The sequence below is a fragment of the Bacillus sp. MYb78 genome, from assembly GCF_002975115.1.
GTDB lineage: Bacteria > Bacillota > Bacilli > Bacillales > Bacillaceae_G > Bacillus_A > Bacillus_A cereus.
Genome location: NZ_PCOB01000039.1, coordinates 1 through 24,049, shown reverse-complemented (window position 1 = coordinate 24,049; position 24,049 = coordinate 1). Strand labels below are relative to the sequence as shown.

Here is a 24,049-nt window from a genome sequence, read left to right as displayed (position 1 = left end):
GAAAATGTACATATTTATTCAAGCGTTAATGTACATATTTAAGTTAGCATTTATACACCAAAACGTTTCATTCCATCTGTTAGCAAAATAAACAAAATGAGTGACTTCCATTTCCCACCGATTATTTGTAATGTTGCTATTACCCCTTTTAACTTCGGTTCTTGTAAATCCATTTTTCTCACCTCTCCTCAGATATCATAAAGTGAAACTTTAATCAGTGGGGGTTTTGTTCATCCCACACTGATTATTAGTTGAACCAATCGAGCTTTTACGGGCAATTGATCTCTTACCTAACTTCCTTGCATTTTCCTAACTTTGAGGTGAGAGTTTTACTGCCCGTTAATGCGGGATAAACCATATTTAGAAATTTTTCCTATTACTTATCCGCATGTATAGCGATTAGTACGAAATTTGCGACTATGTACATATAAAGTGCGTACTTTTCACTTGCTCCCTTTTAGCGAATAATAAAAGCATAGCACAGTTAGTTATATTCTAAATTTTTTATTAAAGGAGTGGCTAAAATATGTCTATTACTACATTAAAAAATAGCCGTATTGTTATCATTGGCGGGAGTTCTGGTATTGGATTAGCAACAGCAACACAAGCAATTAAACAAGGTGCACATGTTATTATTGCCGGACGCTCGGAAGAAAAATTAAAAGTTGCTCGAGAAGTAATAAATAACAATCATCTTCAAACTTATATATTGGATAATCAAAATAAAGAGCAATTACAAAATTTTTTCAAGACAGTTGGGAACTTTGATCATTTATTCACACCGGGAGCCTCTTATACACTTGGACCAATTACCTCTACAGAGGAAATTGCTGAAAGTAGCTTCATCGGAAAGTTTTGGCCTCAATATTATGCCGTAAAATATGCAATTCCTTTTCTTTCAAACTCTGGATCGATTGTGTTAATGTCTGGTGCATTTAGTCAAAGACCACTTAAAGGCGCACCTGCTTATGGAGCTTGCAATGGTGCTATTGAAAGTTTAGGGAAGGCTTTAGCTGTGGAATTAGCTCCTATTAGAGTTAATGTGGTTTCTCCTGGAACAATACAAAAAGAAAATGAACAAAACGAAAATAGACTAGCTGCTTATGAATCTTATAAATCTCTTTCTCTTGTAAAAAGGCCTGGCCATAATAATGAAATTGCACATACTGTTCTATATTTAATGCAAAATAGTTTTACTACGGGTAATGTATTATTTCCAGATGGAGGGTACACATATCATTAAATTATTTAAGACAGAAGCCCCTTATTACGATGGTTTTTGTTGCTCATTTAAACATTGCTGAAATTTCCAAATAGATGATTACATTACTTTAGTACCAACTGGTTGGTTTTTAGATGATTCATTACAATCCGCTCATTTTGTACATTTGCAAATAAAATTGTGCTAGTAGTTGACGAATCGAATCTCGAAGTAATTTGTCTTGATATTTATGGATAAGTTTATAAAGAAAAAAGGCATATAATTAATGCCTTTTTTCTTTATCATCATTTAACTGGATAACAAACTTCTGTAACCCACTTATTAGGATCCGATTCCATCGCTGGGCTCACATGATAAATATTAAACATCGGGCCTGCTAATTTGTAACCTTCCGTCTCAATCCATTTTGCCGCAGCCTCATTTACAGCTGTCATCTGTTCATAACTTCCATTAACTGTTATAGAAACTACATTGGTTGATTCCATATTTTTAAATGTAACGTCTTTTGTATTTTCGTGCTTACCTAGAATACTTAGCTGTATTTCTATATCTACATCATTTTCTTTGTATTCACGATCATGGAAAACCGCAATACTATAACTCGGTTGGGCAATACTAATATTTTTCATTTGAATTTCTTGCATTAATACACTCCATAAATCACCTTCGCAATTATACGATGGAATAATCTTTCTAACACTAGCTACAGTTCTTTCTGGAATTTCTTTTATTGAAACATGATAATTCATCTCAACAACATCCTCTCTCATCGTTTTCATTGAGTCTTCGAGGAGACGTAATTGTTTTTGGAGGTTATTCATGTCTTCTTTAATTTGAGCACTACGATTTAAAAATTGCTCTTTTATGCTATCTATATTATCGCATTCTATTATTTCTTTGATGGTAGCAATATTAAACCCCATAGCTTTTAATGTTTGAATTTGATTTACCTTTTTTAATTGGTCAGCTGAATAAAATCGATATCCACTCTGCTCATCGACTTTTACTGGTTGTAATAATTCCACTTTATCGTAGTGTCTCAACATACGTATACTAATGGAAGATAGTTTCGAAAAATCCCCTATTTTAAACATGATTTCCTCCTATAAGTTACATCTACTTTGAAGCTCAACTTCATCATAAACAATGACATTATGTGAGGGTCAACTATTTTTAACGATTTAAATAACAATTTAACATGTTATATTTATATAATTAAAAACCTATATTCCTGTTTTTATGACTACTGCAATTGACAATCCATCACTAGTTATTTTTCTCAAGACATTCATAAACCGCCATCATATCTCGTTTATCCAACTCACGAATACGATTAAAAATTGGTATTTGCCCAACAGCTTCTGTTAATAAGCTTTCATTCACAACATCACTTACTTTTCCAGTTAACCACGTTTGTACATCCACGCCCTCGACAACTTCTTTTAACCCTTCGTCATTAATACCACTTGCATTACAAGTTACACATGGAATTGTTAGTTTAAAGACACCATCATGTAGATTATCTTCGGTTATCACTTTCTTACCTTTACAAAATGGACATGGATTACTTTTTTTAATTTTATTAATTTGGGTAACTAATTTTTTGTATCCAAACGCTTCGTATACATACGTAAGTTTTTTATATTTACCATTTGTGAAATATTTATTTATAATGTTTTCTCTCGTTTCATAAACATTAGGGAAATCACAAACAGTTACTTGATTATTAACACTAATGGATTCGATATTTCCTTTTATTTCACCCCAGAATGGTAAAACATTTTGTAACACCATTTCATAGTTTGAAAAGCTTGCTTGTTCTAATTCAAACATTTTCAATGCAACTTGTGCTTTTCTTGGCAATAAAGAAACATCTTCTGTCAATACCATATCGCCACCAACAATAGACTTCAATTTAACAAGTGCCGGTAAATCACCAACTGTTTTCAATACTTCATTAATAGGCTGATTGATTATTTCACGAATATCTACGTTACCAAATTTAAGTGGTTTATGATGATTTAAAACCGTCCCCTCACAAATTGGACATTTCATCATTTTTTTTGAACTCTTAATTTCTTCTTTAATAGGTGCTTTTGAAATAACAATATATCCACCAATAATTGTATTAAACCCTACCCATGTTCTGCGTGTCTTTCCTTTTTTATCATAAAATGATTTTTCAAAATACCCGTACCAAAACGTATGCTTTTCTTCTTCTGACATATCATTATAGCTCTTTGACAAATCGTGACCAAGCTCATTTTTTATTTCGTCGAATAGAAATTCTATTTTTTCATGCTGATAAAATTTTAATACCTTCATGATTTCTGGATCGAATAGCCCATCCCAAAATGGAACACTTTTATCTTGAATGGCAATATCTTTATCAAAAACTTCAATTTGAAGACGTCCAGAACAAGATGGACAATGATTGTCCTGTGAATAGAAATCAAAACTTCTCGTATCTTTATTAATTGGATGAGCAGCTACAATATGATTAATTAATCCACCAATCTCATATAAGAAGCTAAATTGACTATATAAATGTCTTTCAAGATCAATAGCAATAACAGGTGCGATTGTATCAGATTCATATTCACCATAAATTAACCTAGCCATTGATGATAAACTTTTTAAAATACCGCCCTTATAAACGTTTTCGGCATTTTTAAAATAGTTAATATGATTCCCTTCTAAATAGTGAACTCCTTTTTTCTGCTTAAGCATTGAAGAGATGTTTATTTTCTCTGTGCTATTCACATTACTTTTTTGACGATAGTAATCCTCATGATTAACAACATCCAAATGCTCTACAGATTCATTCTGCCTTTTTCCAAAATCAACTATATAATCAGAGCTTTCTAACATGTAACGATTATGCTCAATCATAATGATTGAAACTGATTCATCTTGCAGAATACCTCTAATACTATCGATAAATTGATTTAAAATATTTTGTGATAAACCTTTTGAAGGCTCATCAAAAATGAATAATGTATGTGGATTTCTAGTGTTTGCAAATAATTCCGAAACTAAATGAACACATTGAAACTCACCTGTCGATAATGTTTGTGTTTTTCTCTCTAATGTTAAATAGCCAAGCCCTAATTTAATTAGTAGGCTCAAACGTTTATAAGCGATATCTTCATTTGGAAGTTCATCAATAATATCCTCAATCGAGCGCTCAAAAATATCATCAATGTCTTCACTATACTTTGTCAGTTTCTTTTTAATATCTAGGAAAGTTGCTACAGTTGATCGACTTGTAATTGATTGATTTCGGTCTTGTCCTACCATAACTAATTTATCTTTTGGATATCGTTTCAAAAAATCTGTAGCTAGGCATTCATTGACAAGTGTAGATTTCCCACATCCCGATTCTCCTGTAACTGTTACAAGCCTGTTTTTAGGAATTTGAAACTCAGCCATTTGGATATTACGGCAATATAAATCATAGAATGTATAATATTCTGTTGGTATTTCTTTATTTCGATCCCACAGTATTGACTTTGGTCTTGGTGATTCTTCCACAATTTTCCCGCCATATTTTCCGCTACCAGGTCCAAAGAACAATTGCTCATCAGTTGTATCTAGTACTGTATCTGAATGATCAATAAGCCAAATTTGATTTTTACGCCCTAGTCGTTTAATTTCTTCTAAAATTTGTAATAAAGTTTCATGATCAAGTCCAACTGAAATCTCATCAATAATAATTACAGCATTTTCACTTACTGCCATGAATTCAGCCAAATAAAGTCGTGTTAACTCTCCACCTGACAACGTACCCATAATTCGATTTAATGTTAAATAACCAATGTTCATATTAATAATATTTTGCAGTATATGCTGTTTTTCTTCACTAATATTTAATTCTTTTGCTAGTGAAAGAATAGATTCAATACTTAAATCATTAATATTTGAGATTGAATGTGGCTTGTCCAACAAATCAATTTCATGTTGTTCAATTTCTTCACTATAACGTTTTCCCTTACATTTTTTACACTCAACATTTTTTGTAGTACCACGGCCTTTACAACCAGTACACCAGCCTAATTGATTATTAAATGAAAAGACCTCTGGAGAAAGATTAAAAACTTCAGCAAGTTTTTCCCGAATCTCTGTAAAAACACCAGTATGAGTACCAATCGTTGAACGCGGATTAGACGAAATCGATGATTTTCCTAGAAAAAGTACTAAAGGCATTTCTTCCATCTTAATGGCACTAAAATTTGTTTCCATAATGTTAGGAAATAAATATTGATATTCAGCCTTTGGTAATAAAGAAACTAATCGTTTTTTTGACTCTTCACCAATTGTTTGGCAAAAAGTTGTTTTACCCGATCCAGATAACCCAGCAATTCCAAACGATTTATTAAACGGTATAGTTGCATCTAATTTATTTATGTTATTAGCAATTAATTGATTTACTTTCATATTAACCTCTATTCTTATTTATTCACAAAAGCATTTTTAAAATATAATAATTACATAATGAATATTACCTGTTATGCAATTATCCTCTCACTTCATGAATCTTATCCTTGTATATTTCAAACCATTGTTGCCATTCATCTTTAGAAAATTCTTTCTCTTCTCCTTTTAAAACGTAAGAAAAAAGATTTAAACAAATATGCCAACCAGCTATATCTCTCGGTGTATGATCTGTTAATTCATGAATGTACTCTTTAAGAAGTAACAAAGTACCATTCTCCTCTTTATGTATTTCAAATCGGACACGGTCTTTATCCCAAGTAAATTCAAGTACTGAGTTTAGTTCATATTCTAAAATATCAATGTTTATGAATGAACCGTCCATCATGTCGAACTTTATTATTCCACCAGTTTTAAGGCTTTCAATCTGTAAATTGGACATCCATTTTTTCAGCTTACTGTTTTCTGTTAATACAGACCAAACTTCCTCTACCGTATATGGAAATTCGCGTTCAAATTTTACAATATATCCATCAGTTAGTTTTCCAATTTCAGCTATCATTTTGATTGCCTCCTTATATAGAATGTATGTTCTCACTTCATTTTACACGAATATAAATATAAAATAAATATTTATGACAACGAAGTGTTAATTTAAAGTGAATGGTGCTGAGAAAAACTTAAATATTTTCTAAATCGAGTTATATAATATTGAAAATTAAATATAGATTTACGTACAAATAAAAAAAGCCGCATTTGCGACTTATGAAATCATAGGATTAAATCCTGTTTTTGTGGAATGATTAATGATTAACGCTTAATCGCATCGACAATTAGCGATGGAAAACCAAGTTTATCGCCTTTATTTCTAGAATCATACCTTTTCGAACGGAAAATAACACCGTCGTTTGCATCCCATTCGTTGTAATAAAACCGACCATTTTCATCACAATATTCAAGTAAAACTACCTCGAATCCAGCAGTTTCAAACATTTTCGTTAATGTTATATAATTATGAACGATTTTATGACTTGCTGCTGGATGATCTTTCGGACCGGGTCCCCCTATTTGAACTATATTTTGATATGCCTCATCCTGAAAGAATGCATCAGGGACTCCGCACCGAATATGACCAGATGGTTTTAAAAATTCATAACAAATTTCAGCTTCTCTTACACCTTCTTCAAAAGTAAGGTGTTCCCATACATGCTCAGCTAAAATAGCTGAAATAGAGTTGTATTCAAATCTTCCTTCCCACGTAGCTTTATCTAGTAAGTTAAGTTCATCTTCTTGCGTTTGAATCCAACCTGGATTATTATTAAACACTCCAGCTCCGACAACTACTTTAATTTCGTCTTGTTTTATCGCCACCATGTTCACCTCTTAAATATTTTAATTCATTAATATATTCTATGTTTACTATTATCCTTCCTCCTTCAAAATTTAGTAACATGCGTCCAGTACAATACCGAACTCATGTCCTAAAAACTCTCTAACGCAACGATCTGTCTAACTCTATAAAATTAGTTCATAATATACGATTTTTCTTACAGAAATATAGCACACCAAACATTAGCATAATACCAATTACGTAAAAAATTGTTGTTCCGCTCCCACCAGTATTAGGAATTACCCAATTATTCTTCGTATTTTTCACTGTTATTTTTTGTGTCTTTACTGCTTCTGTAATTTCTATTTCTATTGGATCTCTAAGTAACGTGTATCCGTTCGGTGCTTTCATTTCTTTAATCGTATACTTTCCAATTGCTAATTGGTTGGAAATTACCTTTCCTTTTTCATCCGTTATTAATCTACTAACTTCTTTCCCTTCTTTATCTAACACTTGAAATACAGCGCCTTTTAGCTTTAATTCACTATCCTTATCATCAACTTTTTCAATTTCAAATTGCCCAGTCGGATTTGGCAATTTCTTATTTCCTATTTTAATTTCTACTACTGTATCTTTTTCTATTTTTACAGCTATTTTATCTTTTAATAATTCATAACCTTTAGGCGCTTCTATTTCCACTACGATATAGTTTCCTATTGGTAAGTCTTTTGATATTACTTCTCCTTCTTCATTTGTTACTAGTTCTCCAACTATTTTTCCTTTTGAATCTTCAATTTTAAACTTTGCTCCTGCTAGCTTTTTATTTTTATCACTTATGTCTACTTTCACAAGCTTCATTTTCCCCATTGGATCTGGCAATTTCTTATTTCCTATTTTAATTTCTACTACTGCATCTTTTTCTATTTTTACAGTTATTTTTTCTTTTAATAATTCGTAACCTTTAGGTGCTTCTACTTCCACTAAGGTATAGTTTCCTATTGGTAAGTCCTTTGATATCATTTCTCCTTTTTCATCTGTTATTAACTCTCCAACTACTTTTCCTTTTGAATCTTCTATATGAAACTTTGCTCCCACCAATTTTTTATTATCATTATTACTATCAACTTTTTTTATTTTTACTTTTCCAGTACTAGGCTTGTTCCAATGTTGCCAGTTAAATTTAAAATTGTGAAATTCAAATCCACCAGTTTGTTGTACCGCGCCGACAAATGCTTGTCCATTAATCGAGCCGCCTTTTGTTTCTAATACAGCATTTGGGGCAAACACACTCCCAACGACACCATATCCCTCTGTTGTAATTTTTTTCGCATTTGGAAAAACCCAAATCACTTTCCCGTATAGCTCAGTAAACGGGGAATTAGGAGAATATGGTTGTGATGTAGGAACTATATCTGTAGCCCTTCCAATATTGTTCGTGTCATATAGAATAGACCCATTTTTAAATGTAACCTCTGTTACATCCGAATACATAACAATAAAATCTTTGTCCTTAGCATTTGGTAAAAATACATCTCTTATATCTAAATTAATTTCCCCTGTCAATTCTGATGAAACATAAATATTAGGATTGTTTATATCTTTTCCGATTCCATGACTCATATTTGGAATTGGGGTATTCGTTTTATATTGACCTGCATTTTTACTGACTTGGTTCACTATATTGCGAAATTCATTAAATTTCGCGTCAATTTCTAGTTTTTCTTTATAAACGATACGATCATAAGAGGATTGTATGATGCGATCTGGATCACTCTCTTTTGTCATTACGACTATTCCGTTTTGAATGATAAAAGATTCTTCTCTTGATTTCTTAAATTTTCCAGACAATAACAAGGACGGATATCCCTCATCAACCCATTTTTCACCTACTATATTAGATGTTCCCGCTGCAGCACCTACAATCGTATACCCCGATGCATCCATATCACCTTGAACTGCAATTGCTCCTTCAATGTCGCCACCTATTGCTTTATGGTTACCAAAGACAACAGCATTATAACGCGATATATCACCTAGACCTTCTAAGTTTGTCGTGGATCCATATGCTTCTTTTGGTACATATACGACAAAACTTACACTTAACATTAACAAAACAATAAAATGAATACTTACCAGCTTTAATCGTAGCCTCAATTCCTTTGTTCCCACCTTTATCGTATTTTTTCTATAGTCGAATAAAATGACATATTCATCAATGAGGATTTACTTCATCCCTTATATACTTTCTTTACTTATCTCTGAATTTCCGGTCCCACTTCCCATTAATGCAGGATAAATAAATATATTCTATCGAGTTAACCTTTTCTTATAAATTACGACTAGAAACACACATAACAATAGGATTGGAACTATTACAGTCCACTTATTAAATATAAATATCTCTGTACTCACTTTTTGTTTTTCTTTCTCGTTTAACTCCACACGCACACCTCGAACTAGCAACCTATTGGTGTTTACTCCATAAGGCGTACACGTAATTAAAGTTGTATAGTCTTTATTTTCTACAATTTGTAGATCGTCCGTTTCGTGTGGTAACACTACTTTAATTTGATCTACTTTATAAGCAAGAACTTTGTCTAAAGAATGAATATAAAAAAGATCTCCTTCACTCAACTTATCTAAATCTGTAAATAATTTTGCTGATGGTAAACCACGATGCCCTGTTAAAATAGTGTGCGTATTTTCTCCACCTATCGGGAGCGAAGAAAAATCTAAATGACCTATCCCGCGGCTCAATACTTCCTCAGATGTCCCTTGATAGATTGGCAGTTTTATATTAATTTTCGATATTTCAATATACCCCATTACATCTCCTAAATTTAACGCATCAGCATATGCTTGATGATTACTTTTTTTTTCAGAAAATGGATCAGTAAATGTTTTCGTGGAAGTGTGAACTTGTTTATTATATTCGGCTGCTTCTTTTTCCCTACGTTCGACTTCTTTCTTTTGTAATGCTTTGATATTCTTATCGTAAGAGCTAATCTCAGAATAATGTGCACGAGTCGCCAACCAATTACTAATAGTAGGATATAAAAAAACACCTAATCCAAATAAAAAAATACCTCCCAAAACAAGATTTCGTTTCATATTTCCACCTCTGTATATGCTTAAATATCGAAAAGAGGGAAGCATTTTGCTTCTCCCCTTTTCCCATAGTTACATGTTCCTAAAATCTTAATTATTAGCAGACTTTTTTCTAAAGAAAACAAATGCCGCTGTAACCATTAACGTAAGACCTATTACAGTAAAAAGAGTCGTTCCTATGCCACCCGTTACCGGAAGAACCCATCCACTTTTATTATTTTCAATCGTTAATTTAACCGTTTGATTATTTTCGCTAATCTTTACATCAATGGGATCTTTTAATAATTGATAAGAAGCTTTTGTACCATCTTCTTTTGTATATGTTGGAGCTTTCGTTTCGAAAATTTGATAGTCTCCATATGGAATGTTAGACCATTTAATAACACCATTTTCATCTGATACACCTGTTACTTCTTTTCCTGCTACAACAACTATTTTTCCATTTTTATCTTTAAGTACAAACTCTGCACCTTTTAATTTATTCTTATTAGCACCATCAATTTTTGTTAACTCAATTATTCCAGTTGTTGGAACAACAACTACAGGTTTAGATTCCTTTTCTCCAATTACATCATTTTTATTTGTAAAATCAATTTTTGCTGTATTTAAAATTTCCGAACCAGATGGTACTCCTTCTTTTACTTGAGATTTAATTTGCAAATGAAATTCTTTTTTACCATCTAATTTTGTGAAATCTTTTACTGTAGCTGTTACTTTTTGACCTTCTATAGCTATCTCTACAATGCTTGTATTTACTTCTGCTCCATCAATTTTCACGATTGGCTTTCCTTGAATCACTAAACGATTATCCAAAGTATCTGTTACCACATATTTTTTGTATTCCTTAATGTCTTCTGGAATTAATGTTTTAATATCATAATTATAATTAGTTAACGGATTGATTGGTAACGCTTCCGATTTTCCGTTAATCTTTTTATCAATTGTTGGTTCTTCATAGTTTTTCACTTCTAATTTAACTACTGTACCAGAAGTAATAGTTCCATCTTCATTAATTGTTCCGGAGTTCTTAACAAAAAACTCACGTTTAGTTGGATCTATTACATAGCCTTTCGGAGCTTTTGTTTCTTGGAAATAGTATTCTCCATACTCCAATCCTTGCACGCGAATATGACCATTAGCATCTGTTACTAACTCTTTTTTCACTTCTGTACCGTCTTTTTTAAATAAAGAGAATACTGCACCTGCTAATGCTTTTTCATTTACACCAGTTTTTATTAAATCAACTGCACCACGTTTAACCTCATTTTTAGGATACATGTGAACATCATAGTTTAGCACCTTACCCTCTTTATTCGTTAATGGGATATCCACTGTATACGTATTGGGATTTAGATTAACATGTGGAGGTCCTGCCACTTCTTTCACCTCATAACGTCCTAGCGGAAGATCTTTTAATACAGCTTGTCCGTTATCATCTGTTACTACTTGATTTGGAGTGGCTCCCATTACAGGTTTCACGTCTTCTTTTACGATTTTCCCATCGTTTGAAATTTTTTCAAAAGAAGCAACCCTTTTTACTTCAAACGTTACACCTTTTAATGGTTTCGCATCTTTTGGCACCTCTTGATTTGCAGAACCGTCACCTTCTAGTCCCTGCGCTCCATCTTTTTCTTGTTCATACTTATGAATCGTTAAAGTACCTTTAGATGGTGAATCCGCCTTTACTAATACACTAGACCATGTAGAAAATGTTAAGAAAAACACTAAAAGCACACTAAATATTTTTTTCATTTCTCTTATCCCCTTTACTACTTCTATCATTTTAAAAATCTCTTTATTACTATTACCTTCTTAAAAGCAATAGTGTGCCAAGTATCAGATTTAAACGAATAACATAAAACATAGTCGTCCAACAATCCATTGTTTACAATCACTTATTCACTTTTCTTATCTTCTATTATTACGTTGTCTCTCCACATGATATATGTAATTTTCTCCCCTAAATTACACTTATATCCCTATTTCAAGAATCATTACATTTGTTACATAATAGCTTTCACTACTAATTTCGACTAGTCACTTACTGTCAATCTATTAATTTCTCACTTCCTATCCCTATTTAAAATCCAATCTTAATCATTTTTTAATACATATAAGTAATAACCAACAAATAAGTGTGACGATTCATATTTTACGCTACTGTCCAAAACTATTACCTGTATATTCGAATAATATGTGCTATTCATGTTAAATTATGGTATTATTCTTAGAAGTTTATAACTTTTATTTATATTTTTTATTAATAAAGGTTTTCCGTTTCTACTTATGAAAAAAGGAATATATGTTTATTTAACTATTACGCATAACTGTAAGGAGGAAGAATATGACTAAAAAGCTCAGTCTAGTTGAGATAGAGTACATTTGCAATATGTTTTTCCAATCTTTTGAAATTCCAGTTTGTTTTTTAGATTGTAACAAAAATATTCTTTTAGAATTCACATCAAAAAATGATTCACACTCGTTCTATACATCAAAAATAGAACAGTTACATGTGCTTTTTCAGAGAAATGATACATATAATTCCCCCATCTTCAGAACTCACGAACATCTAGGGCACTTTATTTTAATTCACATAAAGAGCGATTATATGGTGAACGGTACTGTTATTATTGGGCCCTTGGCACATGTAAATTTTTCTACAAGTAAAGCGGATAGTAAACTTAATTTTATTCCAAATTATAAAAGAACAAGAGACCATTATTTTTCATTGTCAGTCAAAGATCAAAATTTCTTTGTAAATATAGCAATATTGTTCTATAACATTCTCTATAAAAAAAATTCAGATGTAAGCACATTTTCAAATAACAGTGACTCACTTCATATAAGTCATAGCAGAATCTTAAACGAAGATGTATATATTTCAATGCAAAAAGACGAATCCATTTATCATAATTTATATATAGAGCAGCAACTACTTGGTTCTATAGAAAACGGGGATAAAGAAACCGTACTCAAATATTATTACGAATTCCAACAAGAGACTCTTTCATCTTTATCTTCATTCCATCAATTAAGACGTCATAAAAACATTTGTATTTCATCCATCACGCTCGCTACTAGATATGCGATAAAAGGGGGACTTCCATCTGGGATTGCTTACAAAATTTATGATTTACATATTCAAAGAACAGAAGATTTAAAAGACAAAGAATCTGTTTGGGATTTATTAAAAAATGCTTTTTGTACCTTTGCAGACCGTGTAAAGGCACAAAAAACACAGCAACATTCACAGACTATCGCTATTTGCAAAAACTACATTTTTAAAAACATTTACAATCCAATATCTGTTAAACAACTTGCTAAATTTGCAAATGTGAATTCAGATTATTTATCTATATTATTTAAAAAAGAAGTCGGTATTTCATTAATTGAGTACATTCAACGTGAACGAATCGAAGAAGCAAAGAAATTATTAACTTTCACCACCTATCCCTTATCAGACATATGCGCTTCGCTTAATTTTAGCGATCAAAGTTATTTCACTAAAATTTTTAAAAAATTCACCCATGAAACACCTGGTAAATACCGAAAATCTCATGTTGTCATTTAGAGTGACACTTCCATTAAAACAAAGTGTTTTCAGTAACTTATCAATGGCAAATTAGAAGTACTCCTATATTCATGAGCTATAGGATTTATGCTATTTTCAAATCAAAAAACACGTTACTATTCTCATTAAAATAAAAGAATAGTAACGTGTTTTATATGTAATATAGTTCTGTAGACAGAATAGTATCCAACTGCAAATTTTTATAAAAGCCAAATGTACCGCTTAACTATTAAAATCTTAATAAGTAAAAAATCCATATTCCGTTTTATTTACTTTCTACTTTATTTCTTTTGAATACTCAACTCTTTTCTTCAAACGAATAATCCCTACTATTATTTTTGTATCTTTCTAAATTTGCGAATCAAAGTGAGTACTGTACCTGCAATAATCATCAATATGCCGATTGCTGCACTGTTAGTTGTACTTACACCCGTCTTTGGCAGCTCCTTATATGTATATTCTTTTTTATCGGTATTACTGTTATTTGAGATATTATTGTTATTTGTCTTATTAGCAAGACCATTAGGTTTGCTAGTTTCTTTATCTTTCACTAATACTTTTTGTATTGTATTTACCTCATTACCCACGGAATCTCTTACACTATATATTATTTCATAAGTACCAGCTTTAGTTGTATCTATAGTTCCTTCATACGCTACTTTAGAAGTAAGGTCACCGTCTTCTTTGTCAGTAGCTGATACTCCTACCAACGGATCAAATTGATCACCCTCAGTAATTGAAGTTGTAGCAGGTACTTTTAGTATTGGTTTATCATTTTTAACTTCTTCTCTAACTTTGACCGTTACAGTTTGCTTCGCCGTTACTTCATGACCTTTAGAATCTGTAACCGTGTACGTTAATATGTAAGTACCGGCTTTAGATGTATCTACTTCACCATCAACTTTGATTTCAGAAGTGAGATCACCGTCTTCTTTATCGATAGCTAATACTTCTGCCATTGGAACAAATGAATCTCCTACATGAATTGTCGCTCCAACAGGCACTGTTAATTTAGGTTCTAAATCTGATGTTTCTCCATTTTTCTCTACAATTACAGTCTGTCTAGCCGTTGTATTTCTCCCTTGGGAATCAACGACCAAGTATTCCACAATGTATGTACCTGGTTTTGAAGTATCTACATCGCCTTTATGCTTTACTTTATTTGTTAAATCACCATCTTCTTTATCAACAGCTTTTACATTTCTCATTGGATCAAACGTATCACCTACACGTAGTGTAATGGTAATCGGTACAGTTAACTCTGGAGCTTGGTTTTCTACTGTTTTTTCGTTTTCTTTCACTGTTCCTGTAATTTTTGCCGCATCAAAAGCATTTTGGATTGCTTGAACTTCAATTGAGTTCGTTCCATATTTATTAGTTGCAACTGTAAGGCATGCCAATCTCAATTCAGAGAAATCAGAAGTCATGTTTAATTCATCAGTATTTGCATAATAGAAAATATCAAACATTTTATCTTCACCAATACCATTTACATTTACGCCGTTATGAGTACCACCTTGTGCAATTAAATACGCAACTTTATTAATAATACTTGAGTTAAAATGAACGCCTCCATAATCCTCTCCATTTAAATCATTATATTTACTATAATCATCAGGATACGGTAGTCCTTCTGAAAAATTAATTGCAGTTGGATTTTTCATATTACGAAAAATCGATCCCGTTTGTTCTCCTATTGTCCAGTTAAATTCTCCCTTATTTATGTATTTCTCTATAGCCGTTCCCATAATATCAGATAATGCCTCGTTAATCGCCCCAGATTCTCCTGAAAATTCAAGGTTAGATTCGCTAGATGTAACCGCATGTGTAAATTCATGACCCGCTATGTCGAACGCTTTTACCATTGGATCTCCATATAAAAGCATACTAATGTTATTAATATTAGTACTAAATGCATTCTCCCAATTTTCAGGATCATTTGTTCCTCCGGAATCCCATGCATGTACCACTGAAACTACTTTTTTCCCTTTATTATCAAAACTATTACGTTTATATTTTTCTTTATAAAAATCATATACCTTTGTTGCTAAGAAATGAGCGCTTACCGCCTTTGGATCATTAAATGTCGTTGAAGCGCTAGTTGTTAGTATACCAGGATAATAACTTTCTTCATTTGTAATATCTCTATACTTTACATCATATGTCTCAATTCCTTGTCCTCTTGTGTAATCAGCAAGCGCATAATTCCCACTGGTCTGTTTAGAAATACCAAATGTACGAGTTACGCCTAAATCATCTTTTCCTGTTCCAGTTAATGATGTGAAATTGCTAGTTTTATTTTCCTTAACGGATTGAACATACTCTTCACTTATTTTCAAACTTGATTCTTGTACCATATCTTTTAACATTTCACCATTATGAGCATTCACTAAATAAGTTCCAGATACATAATTTGGTGTTGTAGCAGCAAATGTAACTTGATATGCATTGCTAGCCTGCCCATGATTTTCATCAACAAAAATAACCGTCTTAACTTCTGGTTCAGAAATAAATTTAGTGTCATTTCCGTACTTTTTATAAATATATTGTTTCGCTTCTTCTTTTGATAAATTAATAGGTTTCTTTAAATCTTCTTGTGTTAAATTTTGTGCGCTAGCTCCTGAAATGCTTTTAATAATACCTTTTTTATCTACGTGAGCAGTCAACTGGTGGCCATACACTTCTTTTCCTTCATATATTTGTTGCATGCGCACCAGTGTAGTTCCATCATAAGAACCACGTTTTTGAAGAACCTTGTAATCTACTCCTGTTTCTGCACTAACTTGTTTTGGAGACAAAGCATGCTCCGTATTTTCCTTAAGTGCATCCTTCACTACATTCTCTGGCGTTTTTTTTGATGGTTGTGTAAGATCACCTGTACGGAACGAATCCTCTTGAATTTCAACTTGCATTTGACCAGGTTCCTCTGCATGACCTACTCCATATGGTGTTACACTTGTTAAAACGAATCCTGTTGTTAATGCAACTATAGCTATTTCTTTTTTATTTCCCATGATATTTACCTCGTATAAATTTCTATTATTTATATGAAACTGCTAAAATGTATACAATCTATTCCTAACATAAAAAGATGACTTTTGTAATCTACAAAAGCCACCTCTTCAATATGTAATATCCCTAAAATGTTTTTAATACATAATTTCTATACAAAAAGAAAAAAGCATTCATTAACGAGCATTTTGCAATACTTTTATTAGGTCATTTATATTTTCAACTTTCTGCTGAAACTGATCAAGTCTGCTATGTAGCGATGAAGGATTTTTATCTTCAGTTGAAATAACTTGTTTTAATTCGTTTTCTAATTTATCATACATATCAAAGAAATTATCAAATTCTACACTTACAAGCTCTTCATTTTCGCGATAGAATCTTTTTGCTTCTATATAAGTCATATATGATTTATTTAAAAATCCTAATGAAATTAAATATTTAGAAGTGTTTTCTTGATAAATAGCAATATCACATGCCATTTTAATATCAGAATAAGTCTTTTGAACGAGACAATGCAATTCAAAAATCTTAAACTTTAATCCATTATTCATTTCATCCCCTCCCATCGTATCTATTCTACATAAAATTAGAATATTATACAAAGAAAATTATTAGTATGAAATTGACAATTAAAAAAATAACTTAAGGATAAACAAACTCCCTCGCATTATAAATTATAGTTACGGAGCATTTACCAACATAACAGCAAAATAAAAAGCAAAAAGAATAAATCTTTCCGCTCTTAGAGTAATAAATACATTTCATATTGTGCTAAAGAATTCTTTTCAAATCTACATTTCTTTAAAAAACCCTCCAGTAAATTATTGTTAGGAAACCCAATTGATAAACTTGATAAATGTAATTCTTCTCTTGCTACTTCTAATAATTTCATCCCAACACCAATATTTCTATAATCTTTATCTACGAAAATAAAACTAATTTTACCTTGTTCATTTACACATAGAGAGCCTTTTAAGTCATTAGTGACATATGCACCATAAAATACATTATTTGTTTTTTCGATATAATCAACATCATTTTGCCAATTTATATGGAAGTTTAACCATTTCTGAATTTCATCTTTAAAAGTTGGAAATTCTAATTGTTTTACTTCAATATCCTTACAATCTTTATTCATTATTTTAGTCAAATCATTTAAATTATAATAAGAAAGATCGTACACTTTTTCATAGCCCAACTTATTATAAAAATGAATCGCTCGGTCGTTTCCTACAATGACTTCGAGAAAAAGTTGCTTACATCCATGTTGAATCGCCTCTTCTTTATGCAGTTCAAATAATTTTTGACTGACACCAATACCGCGGTAATTAGGATGAACCGCTAATGTTCCACAGCGCATAGTCTTTATACTTTCATAATCCTTTATACCACCTAATATTACGCCAACTGATTTGTCACCGTCTAAAGCAAGAAAAGAATGTTCTAGCAAATTACCTTCTGGTCCCAAAAAACGGTGTATAAAATCACCTTTTGAAACTTCCATCTTAATAATATAATCGGAAAATCCATCTTTAAAAGCTTCATATACTAAATCAATATTTACTTCACTACATCTTTTATATTGAATCATATAAAATTGCCCTCCAATTGCTTGTATTAACCGCAACATGTACCCATATAATATATTCCATCTATTATAAATTTCAGCTCTTAATTTGAAATGAACGGACATTTTCCTACATATAACCCACTATTAATTTGTTTTATAACAAACTATCTATTATTTACTACATTAATCTCATAAACACGCAAAAAAGCAATTAAATGCTCACATGCTCTTTCGCATGCTAGCATTTTAAAGATTTTTTGTTCTTCTTTCGTTTTATCATTTGCTTGATCTGAAGCAGCTTTTAAACATAGAAATGGTTTTTTATTTATTTGGCATACATAGGCGAAAGCTGCTACTTCTTGATCAACTGCCAATGCTCCATATACGGTATGGAGTAAATATCTCATTTCTGAACTACGAATACGTTGATCTCCGGATAAAAATGTACCGAAATGTATTGGATCATATGATCGTATTTTTTTTATTCTTCTTACAAGTGATTTTGTTGTTTCAATAGGTGCTGTTCTACCGTTATATAAATTAAAAACATCTTCCCCTGAGCCAGCTGCAGTAACATCATGTTGTATTGCGTTTAGTGCCACTACAATATGACCGTTTTTCACCTTGTTTGATAAACTTCCGCATATTCCTGTCATAAACAACTCATCTGGCTGAAACTCACTAATTAACAATTGTACACAACTAGCGCAGCTTACTTTACCAACACCAGTAACAACTGATATAATTTCCAGCTCATTAATAGTATGAAAATGAAATTCCCAAGCTGCTCTTTTTTCAACACGTTCACTCGGATAATGTTGATGCAAATACGTCAGTTCTGGTTCCCATGCAGATACTATTGCAATACGTTTCATTACACGCTTCACTTCCCCTATTGTCATTTAAATAAGTTATCTATACTTTCTCGTTCATAATCTGGAATCCATTCTTTGTATTTCTTATATAAATCTCGTATTATTTCTTTATTCTTCGCAATTACTTCACATCCTCTATCATCACACATAAACATGACAATATCTTTCGTTGCATTTATGAGAAATACATCTGGATAAGAAATTTCTTTTTTTCGTCCAAATCGAGGATACAGAACAGAGAAATCCTCGTGATTAGCAGCTTGTATAAGCAATTCATACTTAATATCTTCCGCAAGACATTTTAAAGAAAAATGATATGTACAATATAAATCTGCTTCTTCATCTTCAAATAGAAACGGTAACGTTTCTTGTCTTATATGAAATCTTAAATCTCTTTTCTTAATATATTTATTGTATACATTTATTTTCTGTGGAGTTTTTATGTTTTCCTTTTTAAATCTATAAACATTTGTCACTACAAATACTACATCTTCTTTTGAAAATATGTCTTCAAATAAGAATTTATTATATGTATATAGTTGAGAAAAGTATTCCATATTTAAATCGTCGGTTCCTTCTACAATTTGATTTTTATCTTTTCCGAAATCAAATTGTAAATGATTTTCCCACTGAGATAATAAGTAGGGTCCTAATGTAACTCCTGGAAATGCTTGATTCATATATTCTTTTAATTGCATTTCCTTGTCCTTTCTACTGTACAATTCTTTTTAAATCCCAATATGCTTCTTCTAGCCACGGGTGTATAACTTTCAATGTATCTTTCCTTTCCCACAAATATGAAATATATACAAAAGCTGCTTTTTCCAAAGATTTTTCCAATCCTTTTTTTATTTCTATTAAATATGGTGGTGTCCCCTTTTGATCCCATTCTATTTTATCTGCAACAAATAATACTAAATCCATTTTCGTTGCATGTTTACGCAACGTTGTATGGCAACAAATTGCATTTAAAATTTCTTCATCTTCTACTTTAAATATTTCTTTTGCGATTACTCTCGATAATTTTTGATGAATAATCATAGGAAATTTTCTTTCTGCTTCCACTATTTCTACCCCAAATTCTTCAGCAACTGCAATCATCTCCTCGTTCGGAAAAATGCCACTAATATCATGTAAATATCCTGCAATTGCTGCTTTTTCTTTATCTACGTGAAACTTTTCTGCAATCTTTTTTGCCTCATTTGCCACACGAATTGAATGTTTATATGTAAACTCTTTATTATATTTTAGTAGAAAAGCTTTAATATCATTGTCTATTTTTCCAGTTGGAGTAAATAAATATATATCATTACATAACATAGAAAATCCCCCTTATAACTAACTTCCATTATAATGTAGAATTTAAATATCCTTTTTATTTTATATTCGATATTAATCTTTTTACTCCTTTTTAATACGTTACATGAAATTTTATACAGAATCATCGCTACAAGTACATAAATGTTTGATATTATAGTAATGTTGATGATTTGTAAGGAAAGGAACTACACAATGAATAAAAACATATTAATTATTGATGATGATAAAGAAATTGTTGAATTACTTGCTGTTTATTTGCGAAATGAAGGCTATAACATTTATAAAGCTTATGATGGCGATGAAGCATTGCAAAAGGTTTCTACATATGAAGTTGACCTTATGATTTTGGATATTATGATGCCAAAACGAAACGGATTAGAAGTTTGTCAGGAAGTACGTGAAAATAATACTGTACCAATTCTAATGCTTAGTGCAAAAGCAGAAGATATGGATAAAATATTAGGCCTTATGACAGGTGCCGATGATTATATGATCAAACCATTCAATCCATTAGAATTAGTAGCTAGAGTGAAAGCTTTATTACGAAGATCCTCTTTCCAAAATGCTACTTCGCAAAAGAATGAAGATGGTATTATTCGTATTCGCTCTGTTGAAATACACAAACATAATCATACAGTTAAAGTAAATGGAGAGTATATTAAACTAACCTCTATTGAATTCGATATTTTATATTTACTTGCGAGTAATACAGGAAGAGTATTTAGTTCAGAAGAAATTTTCGAACGCGTTTGGAATGAAGATGGTTATGGTTCAAATAAGACGGTAATGGTCCATATTAGCAACTTACGAGATAAACTTGAAACAGTAATGAATGGAGAAAAATTGATTCATACTGTTTGGGGAGTTGGCTATAAAATTGAGAAATGAAGCATTTGATATATTAAAAGATATTCCTAAATGGAAACTTATTTTTTGGCTTTTATTAGCTATCACACTCACTCCTATTACTGAACTAATTATTTATCGCCTCGTTACGAGTGTAATTGAGAGTTCACTTACTCTAACTGAACTCGGTAAAGAATTCATTCGAATTTTTGGTTATGAAAAGTATAAAGGGATTAAAGAGTCTTTATGGATGATGATTGTATCTTATTTGTTTTTATTTTCTATTTTTTCATCCTATCTTTACATTTTTTATCGTCACGAGAAAAAACTTTATTATGAAACTTGTATAAAAAAAATGATAGAAGAAATTCGTTATATTGCAAATGGAAACTTCAATCATAAAGTTTCTATTGTAAATCATAATTATCTAGAAGAATTAGCAATCGGGGTCAATGAAATTGTTGAACAATTAAAAGTCTCAATTGATGAAGAAAGACAAGCGGAACAAGCAAAAAGTGAACTTATTACAAATGTATCACATGACTTACGCACCCCCCTTACTTCTATAGTTGGATACGTAAATTTAATCCATCATGATAATTATAGAGATGAAGTGGAATTGCGATACTATATTCAAGTCATTTACGATAAAGTAACTCGTCTTAATGCATTAATGAATGACTTGTTCGAATATACACGTGTTCAAAATAAAGAATTAAGCTTGTATTCTGTTCCAATTGATATTGTAGAGTTACTTGGACAATTAACTGTTCAATTCCGCATACAGGTTCAAGAAGCTAATATAGAATGTCGGCCTTCTTTCCCGTCTCAAAAGCTTATGGTATTAGCTGATGGTGACAAATTAGTGCGTGTGTTTGAAAATCTTATTATAAACGCTATCGCTTATGGAAGCGAAGGTCGCTATATTGACCTTACTGCTTATGAAAGCAATAATATGATTACAATTGATATAACAAATTACGGACAACCTATTCCTAGTACGGATTTACCTCATATTTTTGAACGTTTTTACCGCGTTGAGAAATCTCGCTCTACAAACACTGGTGGATCTGGACTTGGATTAGCAATTGCAAAAAGTATAGTCGAGTTGCATAAAGGAACAATTGAAGTATATAGTGATGACGAAAAAACAACATTCACTGTAAAACTACTTCCATACAAATGTTAATATTACAAATAAAAAGTTCAATTTCTTATCATATAAGAAATTGAACTTTTTCTATTATTTCCCTAAATTTAATAATCCTTTATAATTCTTTAGAAATTCTTTACCTTTTCTTTCTTCCTAATTAAGCATTCCTTTTTACAATACTATTATTGATGTCATAATAGGAGGATCACTTATGCAATTCTTAAAAAAATTCGCTATTTTATTATTATCTTTTTTCATTACTGCACTTATCGTTTTATATTTTTATCTTTATGTAAATGGTCCGATTATTCAAGCTAAATCAGCTATTTTAATAAATGCTAATTCAGGTGAAATTGTTTATAAAAAAAATGAAGAAACCCCAGTACAATCAGCTACTTTATCTAAATTAATGACGGAATATATCGTATTGGAACAACTAAATGATAGAAAAATACAGTTAGATGACTTCGTACAAATAAGTAACGAAGTTTTCCGAGTAGAAACAAGCCCTATACAAGTAACATCGAATGATAAAACAACGGTTCGTGATTTACTTCATGCATTGCTACTGGCAGGGAATAATCGTTCTGCACTCGCTCTAGCAGAACACATTGCTGGAACTGAAGATAACTTTACAATATTAATGAATAAAAAAGCAAAAGAACTACAGTTATTACAACCATCTCCATTTCTAAACTCTACTGGAATTAATCATGATACAAATAAACAATCAACTACAACAGCAATAGACGCAGCTAAACTAGCTGCACGATTAGTAAAAGATTTTCCAGATGTATTGAATATTACGAAACTAACCTCTTACCAATTTACCTTCAAAGATTCCCAGGTTTTCAATACGAATAAAATGATATATTCCCTTAATGAAAACATTAAACTTCAAGGTGTTGATGGCTTACAAACTAGTTTTTCAACTAACGGTAATTATAGTTTTGTCAGTACAGCAAAACTAGGAGATACTAGACTAATTTCAGTAATATTAGATGCAGATGAAGAAAACATCTCATTTATTGAAACAAAAAAGTTGCTACAGTATGGTTTTGATCCTTCCTCGTACTCTGCACTCCAAGCTTTTAAAGACGTCCTTACATCTTGGACAATATTGCTTCAGTTTAAAAATTTAATTATACAAACTATAATGATTTTTTTAATCATTACCACCTTAATGTTTTTACATATACGTCAGAAAAAATCCGAGGATTTCAATTAAAAAATCTTCTTATATATATAAAATCGACTTGCGCTTAAGATGCAAGTCGGTTTTTAATTCTATCATCCTCTTCCAATCAAATTTGCTGAAACCGGTTGCAAGTTTAACTTCCTCGCCCATACAGACAGCTGACCAATATGATGAATTTCATATCCCATTACATGTCTTAAAAGCTATGTTTTTTGAGGCATACATCCATCTCTGTTTCCTTTCGTTGTGTTCGTTTATTTAGTTTAAATGGGTTAATCTATTAATTCTATTAAATCCAACAATTTAACTATTACATTTTAAAGTTCTATTCATATACTATAGTAGATTACTAGAAAGACCTGCGGTAGTATGTCAACTGAGAAATAACAAAGTTTAAAGTTGTCAAAGGT

At 31.4% G+C, this 24,049-nt stretch carries 18 protein-coding genes and 2 pseudogenes; 5 read left to right on the top strand and 15 right to left on the bottom strand.

The features are described from left to right. Positions 1 to 56 precede the first annotated feature (56 nt). Positions 57 to 173, bottom strand: a pseudogene (locus tag CQ064_RS31955) (MarR family transcriptional regulator); the annotation flags it as partial. A gap of 353 nt (positions 174 to 526) precedes the next feature. On the opposite strand from CQ064_RS31955, the gene CQ064_RS31950 reads away from it, so the two are divergent. Next, positions 527 to 1,243, top strand: a complete 717-nt coding sequence (locus tag CQ064_RS31950) for an SDR family oxidoreductase (protein WP_000029109.1) — start codon at positions 527 to 529, stop codon at positions 1,241 to 1,243. Between the two features lie 263 nt (positions 1,244 to 1,506). On the opposite strand, the gene CQ064_RS31945 is transcribed toward CQ064_RS31950, so the two are convergent. The 7 genes from CQ064_RS31945 to CQ064_RS31915 form a co-directional block, all read right to left on the bottom strand. Then, the gene (locus tag CQ064_RS31945; protein ID WP_000472620.1) at positions 1,507 to 2,316 is read right to left on the bottom strand and encodes a MerR family transcriptional regulator; all 810 of its coding nucleotides are present in this window, start codon (positions 2,314 to 2,316) and stop codon (positions 1,507 to 1,509) included. Positions 2,317 to 2,488: 172 nt separating this feature from the next. Further along, positions 2,489 to 5,659, bottom strand: coding sequence for an ATP-binding cassette domain-containing protein (locus CQ064_RS31940; RefSeq protein ID WP_000867745.1), 3,171 nt, complete (start codon positions 5,657 to 5,659; stop codon positions 2,489 to 2,491). Positions 5,660 to 5,738: 79 nt separating this feature from the next. Continuing rightward, positions 5,739 to 6,218 (bottom strand): SRPBCC family protein, encoded by a 480-nt coding sequence (locus CQ064_RS31935; protein WP_000559847.1) that lies wholly within the window; start codon positions 6,216 to 6,218, stop codon positions 5,739 to 5,741. A 248-nt stretch (positions 6,219 to 6,466) separates the two neighbouring features. Continuing rightward, positions 6,467 to 7,030: a class I SAM-dependent methyltransferase gene (locus CQ064_RS31930; protein ID WP_000225734.1), complete on the bottom strand. Its 564-nt coding sequence runs from the start codon at positions 7,028 to 7,030 to the stop codon at positions 6,467 to 6,469. A gap of 154 nt (positions 7,031 to 7,184) precedes the next feature. Continuing rightward, the gene (locus tag CQ064_RS31925; RefSeq protein WP_098866957.1) at positions 7,185 to 9,140 is read right to left on the bottom strand and encodes a SpaA isopeptide-forming pilin-related protein; all 1,956 of its coding nucleotides are present in this window, start codon (positions 9,138 to 9,140) and stop codon (positions 7,185 to 7,187) included. A 153-nt stretch (positions 9,141 to 9,293) separates the two neighbouring features. Continuing rightward, on the bottom strand, positions 9,294 to 10,097 hold the full coding sequence (locus CQ064_RS31920) for a class C sortase (protein ID WP_003270597.1): 804 nt from the start codon (positions 10,095 to 10,097) through the stop codon (positions 9,294 to 9,296). Between the two features lie 87 nt (positions 10,098 to 10,184). Continuing rightward, positions 10,185 to 11,846: an LPXTG cell wall anchor domain-containing protein gene (locus CQ064_RS31915; protein ID WP_000719299.1), complete on the bottom strand. Its 1,662-nt coding sequence runs from the start codon at positions 11,844 to 11,846 to the stop codon at positions 10,185 to 10,187. 592 nt (positions 11,847 to 12,438) lie between these two features. Between CQ064_RS31915 and CQ064_RS31910 the strand changes: the two genes are divergently transcribed. Then, positions 12,439 to 13,665, top strand: coding sequence for a helix-turn-helix domain-containing protein (locus CQ064_RS31910; protein ID WP_000162843.1), 1,227 nt, complete (start codon positions 12,439 to 12,441; stop codon positions 13,663 to 13,665). 332 nt (positions 13,666 to 13,997) lie between these two features. Here CQ064_RS31910 and CQ064_RS31905 read toward each other — a convergent pair whose 3' ends face one another. From CQ064_RS31905 to yqeK, 6 genes are all read right to left on the bottom strand, one after another. After that, positions 13,998 to 16,679, bottom strand: a complete 2,682-nt coding sequence (locus CQ064_RS31905; protein WP_000527070.1) for a M4 family metallopeptidase — start codon at positions 16,677 to 16,679, stop codon at positions 13,998 to 14,000. A 174-nt stretch (positions 16,680 to 16,853) separates the two neighbouring features. After that, on the bottom strand, positions 16,854 to 17,228 hold the full coding sequence (locus CQ064_RS31900; RefSeq protein ID WP_001059026.1) for a hypothetical protein: 375 nt from the start codon (positions 17,226 to 17,228) through the stop codon (positions 16,854 to 16,856). 191 nt (positions 17,229 to 17,419) lie between these two features. Continuing rightward, positions 17,420 to 18,268, bottom strand: a complete 849-nt coding sequence (locus tag CQ064_RS31895) for a GNAT family N-acetyltransferase (protein ID WP_000617068.1) — start codon at positions 18,266 to 18,268, stop codon at positions 17,420 to 17,422. A 143-nt stretch (positions 18,269 to 18,411) separates the two neighbouring features. After that, positions 18,412 to 19,149, bottom strand: coding sequence for a 5'-methylthioadenosine/S-adenosylhomocysteine nucleosidase (gene mtnN, locus CQ064_RS31890; RefSeq protein ID WP_000151939.1), 738 nt, complete (start codon positions 19,147 to 19,149; stop codon positions 18,412 to 18,414). Then, entirely contained in the window at positions 19,146 to 19,820 is a 675-nt protein-coding gene (locus tag CQ064_RS31885) for a DUF3885 domain-containing protein (RefSeq protein ID WP_001176112.1), read from the bottom strand. Before CQ064_RS31885 ends, mtnN begins: the two co-directional genes overlap by 4 nt. Positions 19,821 to 19,833: 13 nt before the next feature. Beyond that, complete coding sequence (yqeK, locus tag CQ064_RS31880) at positions 19,834 to 20,442, bottom strand: bis(5'-nucleosyl)-tetraphosphatase (symmetrical) YqeK (RefSeq protein ID WP_000882438.1); 609 nt, start codon at positions 20,440 to 20,442, stop codon at positions 19,834 to 19,836. Positions 20,443 to 20,634: 192 nt separating this feature from the next. Here yqeK and CQ064_RS31875 point away from each other — a divergent pair, with 192 nt between their 5' ends. The 3 genes from CQ064_RS31875 to CQ064_RS31865 all read left to right on the top strand — a co-directional run bounded on the left by CQ064_RS31875 (position 20,635) and on the right by CQ064_RS31865 (position 23,669). Then, positions 20,635 to 21,330, top strand: coding sequence for a response regulator transcription factor (locus CQ064_RS31875; protein ID WP_001038809.1), 696 nt, complete (start codon positions 20,635 to 20,637; stop codon positions 21,328 to 21,330). Then, positions 21,320 to 22,477, top strand: a complete 1,158-nt coding sequence (locus tag CQ064_RS31870) for a sensor histidine kinase (protein WP_001243312.1) — start codon at positions 21,320 to 21,322, stop codon at positions 22,475 to 22,477. Before CQ064_RS31875 ends, CQ064_RS31870 begins: the two co-directional genes overlap by 11 nt. A 175-nt stretch (positions 22,478 to 22,652) precedes the next feature. After that, on the top strand, positions 22,653 to 23,669 hold the full coding sequence (locus tag CQ064_RS31865) for a D-alanyl-D-alanine carboxypeptidase family protein (RefSeq protein ID WP_001160061.1): 1,017 nt from the start codon (positions 22,653 to 22,655) through the stop codon (positions 23,667 to 23,669). Positions 23,670 to 23,731: 62 nt separating this feature from the next. On the opposite strand, the pseudogene CQ064_RS31860 reads toward CQ064_RS31865, so the two are convergent. Continuing rightward, positions 23,732 to 23,842, bottom strand: a pseudogene (locus CQ064_RS31860) (DinB family protein); the annotation flags it as partial. Positions 23,843 to 24,049 lie beyond the last annotated feature (207 nt).